Genomic DNA, 9,071 nt, shown 5'->3' on the forward strand with positions numbered 1-9,071 from the left:
CCTCCGGAACATCGCTGGTCTTCAAACTCCAGTCCGCCGTGGCCACGTCGCACACCTCCGAGATCAAAGTGTTGCGACGACCAGTTGAATCCACCCTGCGATCCGCGGTCGGAGTGCACGATGCATCCCGCAGCGGGGCCGCGGCGGGCGACGGCGGACTCCAGCGCGGCCACCGCGAGGCGGGACTTCATCCGGGCGTCGATGGAATAGCCCACGATGCGGCCGGAGTACACGTCCTTGACCGCGCACAGATACAGCTTGCCCTCGCCGGTCTGATGCTCGGTGATGTCCGTGAGCCACAACCGGTTCGGCCCGTCCGCGGTGAAGTTCCGCCGCACCAGGTCATCGTGGACCGGTGGCCCGGCTTTGGCGTTCTTCCCGCGGCCCCTGCGTTTGCCGAAGGCACTCCACCAGCCGTTGTCCCGGCAGATCCGCCAGGCGGTCCGCTCGGCCATCGCCTCACCGGCGGCGCGGGCCTCGTCGAGAAGGAAACGGTGCCCGAACTCGGGATCGTCGCGGTGCGCGTCGAACAGAGCGTTGGCCCGGTATGCCTCGGTCAGTTCGGCGTCGGTAGCAGGCCGGGCCAGCCACCGGTAGTAGGGCTGGCGGGCCAGCCCGAGCACCCGGCACGCCACCGCCACCGGCACCCGGTAAGGGGCATCGGAGGCGGCCAGCTCACGGACGAGCGGGTACATCATTTTGCCGGCAGGTTCGCCTGCGACAGATACGCCGCAGCCCTCCTGAGCACCTCGTTCTCCTGCTCCAGCAACCGGATCCGCTTGCGGGCCTCGCGCAGTTCGGCCGACTCACCCGACGTCGTTGCGGGTATGGCGCCCTCATCGGTCTCGGCGCGGCGCAGCCACTTCGACAACGTGATCGGGTGGACCCCGAAGTCGGCGGCGATCTGTTCCAGCGTGACGCCGGGCTCGCGGTTGCGCGCGACCCGCACGACGTCCTCGCGGAACTCCTTCGGATACGGCTTGGGCACTGCAACATCCTTCCAGGCCGCTTCTCAGCAAGCCAGGTCAGGTGTCACCCAACCCTGCAGCAGTCCCGTCTTCATATGTGATGACTCGTTAGGCATGGTTGACCACACCGCCTCGAAGAGATGACACGACCATGATCAGTGAGACGGCCCTGCTGCAATCAGCGGCCCTACGCAGCAGCGTCCTCGAACGCACGGACGTACTCGACCGCGTCAAGACCCTGTCGCTGCTGCCAGACGGCATGCATGTGACTACGGCGATGGTGGCGACATACTTCACCGTTACGGTGGAGGCAATCCGCGCCCTCGTCCACGACCATCGTGCAGAGCTTGAGGCAAGCGGCTATCAAGTCCTGACAGGGCCGGAACTGAGTGACTTCAAGCAACTCAGTGGCATCCGGTCGCACACACGGTCCCTTGCTCTCTTTTCCCGCCGCGCCGTTCTCAACGTCGCCATGCTGCTCCGGGACAGCGAAGTCGCACGTCAGGTGCGTGTCTACCTCCTGGATACGGAGTACTTGGGGCGCGCACAGCCTGTGGAAGGCCACTTGCCCCCGACAGACCCCACCGCCCTCGACGCCCGCATCGACCAGCGCATCACCCACATCCTCGGCAGGACCGTTGTACCGATGTTCAACGCCCTGATCGAAACGTCGAGCGATCACCAACGAGAACTCATCGCCCTCCGGGCAGGCGTCCAACGCATCGAGAGGCGACTCCGACAGCATCACGCCCGGCTCCAGAGGCTGGAAAGCCCGCGAAAGGACCGCCCCCTCGTCGGTGTCATGGCCTCCATGGACGCCATGAACGGCCGTGAGTTCGAGGAGCACGTGGCCGCACTGCTGCGCCGCGACGGCTGCACCAACGTCATCGTGCGTGGTGGCAGCCGGGACCGAGGCATCGACATCACCGCTCTCACAGCCGACGGGCGAACTCTCGTCGTCCAGTGCAAGAGGTTCGCGCCTCACCTCTCCATCACCAGCCCCGAGGTCCAGAAGTTCGTCGGGGCGGCCAAGGTCCTGCACAGCTCCGAGGTGGCCCTCTTCGTGGCGACGTGCCCCTTCACGCGTGACGCCCAGAACATCGCAGCCGAGAGCGGCATCACCGCCGTACATCGCGGACTCCTGGAGGAATGGAGCGCAGGTGCACCACTGACTGTCTTGCAGTGAGGTGAACGAAGAGGCCCGAAGCCGCAAGAGCAAGTTGCGGCTTCGGGCCTCCGTCATGGTAGGGGACTGATGTCCCCGCAGGACCTCAGTCCCTCACCGCAGCTCCGCCGGCGGAGTCCGCTCGCCGTCCACCTTCTCCGTGCGCACCAGCTCCCCCCACACCACGTACCGGTACCGGCTCGTGTACACCGGGGTGCAGGTCGTCAGCGTGATGTAGTGGCCGGCCTTCTTCTTGCCGGACTCCTCGGGGACCGCGTCGAGAACCTTGACGTTGAACTTCGACGTCTCGGGAAGGACCGCGTAGGTCTTGTAGACGTACCACTTGTCCTTCGTCTCGAAGACGATCGGGTCCCCCTTCTCGATCTTGTCGATGTTGTGGAACTTCGCCCCGTGCCCGTCGCGGTGGGCCGCCAGCGAGAAGTTGCCCTTCTTGCCCGAGGCCGGCAGCGCCGACTTGACCGGGTCCGTGTAGTAGCCGGCCACGCCGTCGTTGAGGATCTTCATCGACGTGCCCTTCTCCACCAGGATGTCGCCGTTCCCCATCGCCGGTACGTGCAGGAAGCCGATGCCCGCCCTGGTGTCCAGCGCCCCCGGGCCGTCCGAACCGACCCGGTCCTGGGCCCAGTTGTCACGGACCTTGTCGGCCTGCTTGTCCGCCGCGCGGTCGGCGACCACGTTCGTCCACCACAGGGAGTAGACGACGAACAGGCCCAGCACCAGGCCCGCGGTGATGAGGAGCTCTCCGAAGACGCTGACGGTCTGCGCGACGATCCGCCCCGGACCGCGACCGCGGCGGCGTACCGCGGGCTCCGGTGCGCCGTCCGCGCCGGCGTGCTCTTCGTGCTCCGTGTCGGTGGTCGATGCCACTGGTCATCCGCCCTTAACTGACGAGCGCATCCGGCTTGCCCTTGCTGCGCGGCCGTTCCTCGACCATCTTGCCCCAGACGATCATCCGGTACTTGCTCGTGAACTCCGGCGTGCAGGTGGTGAGGGTGATGTAGCGGCCGGGTTCCTCGAAACCGGACTGCTTCGGTACCGGGTCGAGGACGCTGACGTTGCTCGGCGACGTCACCGGCAGGATCGACGCCATCTTGTAGACGAAGTACTCGTCCTGCGTCTCCACGACGATCGGATCGCCCGGGTCCAGCTTGTTGATGTACCGGAACGGTTCGCCATGCGTGTTGCGATGCCCCGCCAACCCGAAGTTGCCCGTCTTCGCCTCCGGCATCGCCGTCTTCAGCGCGCCCTCGGCGTAGTGCCCGACCATGCCCCGGTCCAGGACCTTCTTGTCGTCGATGCCCTCCGCGATCGGCACCACGACGTCCAGCTTGGGAATGTGCAGCAGCGCGAACCCCTGCCCCGGCTCGAACGTCCCCGGATTCCTCTTGCCGCTCGCCCAGTCGTCCTGGAGGCTGCTCGCCGCCTGGTCCGCCTGCGCCTGCGCCCGCACGTTCGTCCACCACAACTGGTACGTGACGAACAGCAGCATCAGCACGCCGGTCGTGATGAAGACCTCACCGATCGCACGGCTGGCGATCACCGCGGGGCCCGGCTTGCGCGCCCGGGCCTGCCGACGCGCCTCAACGCGCGACAGAGGCGCTTTCGGCTCCTCGACCGACTCCTGTGCCTCCGACGGGCCCCGGGAGGCCCCACGGCGCCCGTGACGCCGTTTCGCGGCCTTCCTGCGGGCCGCGCGCCCACCGGTCACGGGCGGAGCGGTGGTTTCCCGCTCCGGCGGCGGATCCGGAACCCGCAGCGCCACCGTCTCGTCGTCGGCGACGACCGGCCGATACGGCTCCCCGGAGGAGAAGTCCGAGGAGAAGTCCTCGGCAGCGGAGTCCTGGCGCCAACCGCCCCCGAACGCACCGGAATCCCCGTACGGCAGCCCGTACGAGGATCCCTGGTCACCGGCCGCGCCGGATTCGCGCTCGGGGCGCAGCGCGGTCACGCCGTGGCCCTGCCCACCACCGGGGCGAGCCCCGCCGACCTCGCCACCGCGTCCTGGTCGCCGCACTCCGCCAGCCAGTTGGCCAGCATCCGGTGCCCGTGCTCGGTCAGCACCGACTCCGGATGGAACTGCACACCCTCGACCGGCAGTTCACGGTGGCGCAGCCCCATCACGATCCCGTCGTGCGTACGCGCCGTCACCTCCAGCTCCGCCGGCACCGTGGCCGGCTCCGCCGCCAGCGAGTGGTACCGCGTCGCCGTGAAGGGAGAGGGCAGGCCCGCGAAGACGCCCTGGCCCGCGTGCTCGACCGGCGAGGTCTTGCCGTGCAGCAGCTCCGGCGCCCGGTCCACCACACCGCCGTACGCCACCTGCATCGACTGCATGCCCAGGCAGACGCCGAAGACCGGAACCCCGGTCGCCGCGCAGTGCCGGACCATGTCGACGCAGACCCCCGCCTGCTCGGGCGTGCCCGGACCGGGAGAGAGCAGTACGCCGTCGAAGCCGTCCTGGGCGTGTGCCGTCGACACCTCGTCGTTGCGCAGCACCTCGCACTCGGCGCCCAGCTGGTACAGGTACTGGACCAGGTTGAAGACGAAGCTGTCGTAGTTGTCGACGACGAGGATGCGCGCACTCACTGGTTGTCCACCGTCACATCGTTGAAGGGGAGCAGCGGCTCGGCCCACGGGAAGACGTACTGGAAGAGGACGTAGACCACGGTCACCGCCAGCATGAGTGAGAACAGCGCCTTCACCCACGCGTTCCCCGGCAGATGCCGCCAGATCCAGCCGTACATGCCGTCCCTTCCGTCGCACCACGGCGCCAGACTCACGCCGTACCGCACCAGACTAACGGCGCGGGGCCCTCCGGAAAGGCGTCAATCCACAGGCTGGGCATAGTGCAGGTCAGCCGTGCCCGAGTAGCCCGGCAGCGTCACCCGCCCCTCGTCCTCGACCTTCCAACCCAGCCCGTAGACGTTCACGTACACCATGTAGTTCTGGATCGCCGGGGACGCGGCCAGCGCCTCCTTCAGCCGCTCCGGGTCACCCACCGCCTGGATCTTGTACGGCGGTGAGTAGACGCGGCCCTGGAGGATCAGCGTGTTGCCCACACAGCGCACCGCGCTGGTGGAGATCAGCCGCTGGTCCATCACCTTGATGCCCTGGGCGCCGCCCTGCCACAGCGCGTTCACCACGGCCTGCAGGTCCTGCTGGTGGATCACCAGGTAGTCGGGCTCGGGTTCCGGGTAGCCGGGGAGCTTGGCGGTGGCGTCCGGCGGAGCGTCGTCGAGCGTGACCGAGATCGACTCCCCCTTCAGCTTCTGCGTGCCCGCCTTCTTCTCCAGCGCCGCGAGCTTGTCCTCCTCCGCCTTCGTGCTCCCGCTGTCGCGCTCGGCGAGCGCGTCGATCTCGTCGCGCAGAGCCGCGTTGGACTCCTCCAGCTGACCGTTCTCCCCACTGCGCTCGTGGATGAGATCGGACAACTTGAGCAAAGAGGCGTCCGTGCGGATATTGGTGCCCTTGGCGGTATTGAAGCTGGTGAAGAATATGAGCCCCGCGAGAGCGAAGACGGCCGCCGTGAGTACGCGCACGGGCCGGAATCGGCGCCTGCGGGCAGGGCTGGATCCCGCCTGGGGGGAGTCGGCAGAATTGCTCAACGTACCCTTATCTCCTTCGGCGCCACGGAAGCACTACGCTAACGGACGCCCGGGGGAGCGCTCAGAGTCCCCGACCCCGTTCCCTGCGCGGCCACGCAGCGCATCGACAGGAGAGACCCTCGTGCCGAAGTCACGTATCCGCAAGAAGGCCGACTACACGCCGCCGCCCTCGAAGCAGGCGACCAGCATCAAGCTGACCAGCCGCAGCTGGGTGGCACCCGTCATGCTGGCCATGTTCGTCATCGGCCTCGCCTGGATTGTCGTCTTCTACGTCACCGACGGTTCACTGCCCATCGACGCGCTGGGCAACTGGAACATCGTGGTGGGCTTCGGATTCATCGCCGCCGGGTTCGGTGTCTCGACGCAGTGGAAGTAGCAGGGGAGTAGCAGGGGAGTAGCAGCTCTCCCCAGGGCTATCCACGGAGTTATCCACAGGCGTTATCCACATGGGGAAAAGAAAGACGATCTGTGGATAACCCACTGGGCATTGACGCCGGTGTGACGGAAGTACCGGCAACCGAAAACACGTTCGCCCCCTGCCTGACCTGGGGAAACCCGAGTCAGCGACAGGGGGCACACTTGTTCCCGCACGCTGTGCACAAGATCCGCCACCGACTGTGGACAACACGCGCTCAGGTGAGCTGGGCGGTCCTCGACAGGGTCAGCCCGACGACGGCCACCAGTACCAGCGCGCAGGTGCCGTACTGCACGAGCGACCGCCGCTCGCGCGGTGCGTGGAGCATGGCGTAGCCGATCGCGGCGCCGGCGACGAGGCCGCCGATGTGGGCCTGCCAGGCGATGTTGGCCCACGTGAAGGTGAAGACCAGGTTGATCGCCAGGAGGATGACGACCGGCCGCATGTCCGCCTTGAGGCGGCGGACGAGGGCGGCGGTCGCGCCGAAGAGGCCGAAGACCGCGCCGGAGGCGCCGAGAGTGGCCGTGGTGGGCGAGGCGAGCAGGTAGGTGAGGGCGCTGCCGGCCAGGCCGGAGACGAGGTAGAGCGTGAGGTAACGGGCTCTGCCGAGGGCGGCTTCCAGGGGGCCGCCGAGGAACCAGAGGCTGAGCATGTTGAAGCCGATGTGCCAGATCTCCTCGTGGGTGAACATCGTGGTCACCAGTCGGTACCACTCGCCCTCGGCGACGCCGTCGGTGGGGACGAAGGGGGCGGGGGGCCATCGCCCGATGAGCACCATGTCGCTGAGGAACGACTCCGGCAGCGTGTGCACGGCGATGAAGACCGCCGCGTTGAGCCCGATGAGGATCTTGGTGAGGAGGTAGGGGTCTCCGGCGATGGTGCCTCCGGCCAGCGTGCGGGGCCGGGAGGCGGCGGGGGCGGGCCCGGTGCCGGTGCGGCCCGTGGCGCAGTCGGGGCAGTGGAAGCCGACGGAGGCGTTGACCATGCAGTCCGTGCAGATGGGGCGTTCGCAGCGGGTGCAGCGGATGCCGGTCTCCCGGTCGGGGTGGCGGTAGCAGCCGGGCGTGCTCTGGGCGTCCGGTGAGCCGGCTGCCGCGTGGTCCATGGCTTCCCCTCGGTCGTCCTTCGGTCGTCCTGTGGACGGTGTGGGCAAATGCACCGCCCCGCCCATCTTTACGGATGGGCGGGGCGTTTGGTTCCTGCCCTGTGGGCGGGGAGGTCAGTCCTGTGGTCTGTTCTCAGTCCTGGCGGGTCTCGACGACGACCGACTCGATGACGACGTCGTTGAGGGGGCGTTCGGTGCGGGGGTTGGTCTGCATGGTGGCGATGGCGTCGACGACCTTCTGGCTGGCCGCGTCGGTCACCTCGCCGAAGATCGTGCGCTGGCGGTTCAGCCAGGTCGTCGGGGAGACGGTGATGAAGAACTGCGAGCCGTTGGTGTCGGGGCCGGCGTTGGCCATGGCCATCAGGTAGGGCTTGTCGAAGGCGAGGTCGGGGTGGATCTCGTCCTCGAACTGGTAGCCGGGGCCGCCGGTGCCGTTGCCGAGCGGGTCGCCGCCCTGGATCATGAAGCCGCTGATCACTCGGTGGAAGGCCGTGCCGTCGTAGAGCTTGCCGGTGGACTTCTCGCCGGTGGCGGGGTGGGTCCACTCCCGGTCGCCCTGGGCGAGCTCGACGAAGTTCCTGACCGTCCGGGGGGCGTAGTCCGGAAGAAGCCGGATCTCGATGTCGCCCTGGCTGGTCTTCAGGGTGGCGTAGAGCTGCTCGGCCACGTTGTGCCTTCCGTCGTCCTGTCGTGCTCGTCGATCCTTGCACGGTCGGGGGCGAAGTAGTCCTGGGTGACGAGCGCGGGGCGCCGATCCGTGGCATTGTCGTCGGCAGGCTCCCGTTGCCCGGTATTCATCCGTTATTGATGTTGATCGACTCTTGTTCGCAACTTCATCACCACTTGCCCCAGAGGGCCCGACGGCATCGCCTGTGACCCGGATGCCCGCCCTCACATGCCTGGCAGTGCGTCCGCAGGCATGATCCGTAAAAGGGTGGAAAGTCGAATTACCGTACGCCACCGAGGAGGAGGAACCCGTGACCCGCATCGACAGCGTGCGCGCCGCGACCGGTTCGGCGAAGGACAGCGTGCTGCACGCCGCGGAAGTGGTGGCGCCCTACGCCGACACGGCCAAGGACAGGGCCGCTCACTACGCACAGGAGGCGCGCGGACGGCTGGCGCCCAAGATGTCGCAGGCCGCGTGCCAGGCCCGTCACCAGTACGGCGCGCATGTCGCGCCGCGGCTGGAGCAGGCCCGCACGCATGTGCCGCCGAAGATGGACGCGGCCGCTCAGGAGGCCGCCGTCCGTACCCGCCTGGCCGCCCGGCAGGCGGCCGACTACTCCAGGCCGAGGATCGAGCAGGCGGTGGCCGCGGCAGGACCCGTCAGGGACGAGGCCGCCGCGCGGGGTGCCGCCGCGTTGGCGGCGCTGCGGGGCGAGGTCACGGCCAAGGAGATCCAGAAGCTGACGCGTAAGCATCAGCGTCGGGCCAGGGCCGGGCGTATCGCCAAGGTTCTGGCGGTGGCGGGTCTCGTCGCGGGCGGTGCCTTCGCTGCCTGGAAGTGGTGGGACAAGCAGGCCAACCCGGACTGGCTGGTGGAGCCGCCCGAGGCGACGGAGGTCCCCGAGTCGGGGCGGCTGACGTCGGTGGACGGCACCGGTGAGGCGATCCTTGATCCCGAGGTGCAGGCCAAGCAGGCGCAGGAGGAGGCGGCTGAGGGCGACGAGCCCCGCTGACCTTCGCCGGACGGATTTCACATCGCCGCGGGGCGGGAGGAGTCAGGGGTTCCCGCCCCACGGCGGTTTTTCCCCTGGAAACCGTTGAAACGTTACTCCCTGGCAACCGCGGCGTT

The 9,071-nt window shown here is 68.0% G+C and carries 10 protein-coding genes and 1 pseudogene; 3 read left to right on the forward strand and 8 right to left on the reverse strand.

Features of this window, described 5'->3' with window-relative positions:
* Positions 1-95: 95 nt before the first annotated feature.
* Positions 96-988 (reverse strand): annotated as a pseudogene (locus tag ACFCZF_RS25955) (IS3 family transposase); the annotation flags it as partial.
* A 131-nt stretch (positions 989-1,119) separates the two neighbouring features.
* Here ACFCZF_RS25955 and ACFCZF_RS25960 point away from each other — a divergent pair.
* Positions 1,120-2,154 (forward strand): restriction endonuclease, encoded by a 1,035-nt coding sequence (locus ACFCZF_RS25960; protein WP_376673690.1) that lies wholly within the window; start codon positions 1,120-1,122, stop codon positions 2,152-2,154.
* A 93-nt stretch (positions 2,155-2,247) separates the two neighbouring features.
* Here the strand turns inward: ACFCZF_RS25960 and ACFCZF_RS25965 are convergent, their stop codons facing one another.
* Genes ACFCZF_RS25965 through ACFCZF_RS25985 form a run of 5 tightly spaced genes read right to left on the reverse strand, consistent with a single transcriptional unit; the run spans position 2,248 to position 5,756 of the window.
* On the reverse strand, positions 2,248-3,021 hold the full coding sequence (locus ACFCZF_RS25965; RefSeq protein ID WP_376673691.1) for a class E sortase: 774 nt from the start codon (positions 3,019-3,021) through the stop codon (positions 2,248-2,250).
* A gap of 13 nt (positions 3,022-3,034) precedes the next feature.
* Positions 3,035-4,102, reverse strand: a complete 1,068-nt coding sequence (locus ACFCZF_RS25970; protein ID WP_376673692.1) for a class E sortase — start codon at positions 4,100-4,102, stop codon at positions 3,035-3,037.
* The gene (locus ACFCZF_RS25975; protein ID WP_376673693.1) at positions 4,099-4,737 is read right to left on the reverse strand and encodes an aminodeoxychorismate/anthranilate synthase component II; all 639 of its coding nucleotides are present in this window, start codon (positions 4,735-4,737) and stop codon (positions 4,099-4,101) included. Before ACFCZF_RS25975 ends, ACFCZF_RS25970 begins: the two co-directional genes overlap by 4 nt.
* Positions 4,734-4,931, reverse strand: coding sequence for a hypothetical protein (locus ACFCZF_RS25980; RefSeq protein WP_376673734.1), 198 nt, complete (start codon positions 4,929-4,931; stop codon positions 4,734-4,736). The genes ACFCZF_RS25975 and ACFCZF_RS25980 overlap by 4 nt, the downstream gene beginning before the upstream one ends.
* A gap of 45 nt (positions 4,932-4,976) precedes the next feature.
* Complete coding sequence (locus ACFCZF_RS25985; RefSeq protein ID WP_376673694.1) at positions 4,977-5,756, reverse strand: DUF881 domain-containing protein; 780 nt, start codon at positions 5,754-5,756, stop codon at positions 4,977-4,979.
* Between the two features lie 121 nt (positions 5,757-5,877).
* Between ACFCZF_RS25985 and crgA the strand changes: the two genes are divergently transcribed.
* Complete coding sequence (gene crgA / locus ACFCZF_RS25990; RefSeq protein WP_121748040.1) at positions 5,878-6,132, forward strand: cell division protein CrgA; 255 nt, start codon at positions 5,878-5,880, stop codon at positions 6,130-6,132.
* A gap of 256 nt (positions 6,133-6,388) precedes the next feature.
* On the opposite strand, the gene ACFCZF_RS25995 is transcribed toward crgA, so the two are convergent.
* Entirely contained in the window at positions 6,389-7,276 is an 888-nt protein-coding gene (locus ACFCZF_RS25995; RefSeq protein ID WP_376673695.1) for a rhomboid family intramembrane serine protease, read from the reverse strand.
* A 133-nt stretch (positions 7,277-7,409) separates the two neighbouring features.
* Positions 7,410-7,943, reverse strand: a complete 534-nt coding sequence (locus tag ACFCZF_RS26000) for a peptidylprolyl isomerase (RefSeq protein ID WP_375906537.1) — start codon at positions 7,941-7,943, stop codon at positions 7,410-7,412.
* Positions 7,944-8,253: 310 nt separating this feature from the next.
* Here ACFCZF_RS26000 and ACFCZF_RS26005 point away from each other — a divergent pair, with 310 nt between their 5' ends.
* A complete protein-coding gene (locus ACFCZF_RS26005; protein ID WP_375906534.1) occupies positions 8,254-8,955 on the forward strand; it encodes a DUF5324 family protein in 702 nt (233 codons plus the stop codon).
* Positions 8,956-9,071: the final 116 nt, after the last annotated feature.

It is taken from the genome of Streptomyces sp. NPDC056296, assembly GCF_042268605.1.
Classification (GTDB): domain Bacteria; phylum Actinomycetota; class Actinomycetes; order Streptomycetales; family Streptomycetaceae; genus Streptomyces.

Coding starts and splice junctions, on each gene's coding strand:
- ACFCZF_RS25960 (WP_376673690.1), top strand. CDS start 1,120: ATGATCAGTGAGACGGCCCTGCTGCAATCAGCGGCCCTACGCAGCAGC.
- ACFCZF_RS25995 (WP_376673695.1), bottom strand. CDS start 7,276: ATGGACCACGCGGCAGCCGGCTCACCGGACGCCCAGAGCACGCCCGGC.